The sequence below is a fragment of the Halomonas sp. SIMBA_159 genome (genome assembly GCF_046536035.1).
Taxonomy (GTDB): domain Bacteria; phylum Pseudomonadota; class Gammaproteobacteria; order Pseudomonadales; family Halomonadaceae; genus Vreelandella; species Vreelandella venusta_A.
In genome coordinates this window covers 1-244 of record NZ_JAWJBT010001340.1, presented here as the reverse complement: position 1 = coordinate 244, position 244 = coordinate 1, and the positions used below count along the sequence as shown (strand labels likewise).

Annotated in this window: 1 protein-coding gene; it reads right to left on the bottom strand. The window is 53.7% G+C overall.

Features of this window, described 5'->3' with window-relative positions:
* Nucleotides 1–244 (bottom strand): hypothetical protein (locus R0J87_RS23615; protein WP_498889427.1); only part of this gene is annotated, 244 nt, incomplete at both ends.

Sequence of the window (244 nt, the reverse complement as noted above, 5' to 3'; positions counted from 1 at the left end):
ACCGGCGGTTTGAATAGAGCGTGACTCCATCCGGCGCAGCTCGGCACCAAAATCAAAGCGGCCATCGTCAAATTCGTAGCTGCCGTCCAGTTTTACCTGTTTGATTTTGCTTTCCTGGCTGGCATTACGGATACGGGCAATGGATGAACCCACATCTCCGGCATCGACCATGCCGTTAGCATTGGCACCTTTATCCGGCAGGGTGTCGTCATACACGTTCAGGTAAGTGGGTAAATCGGCACCC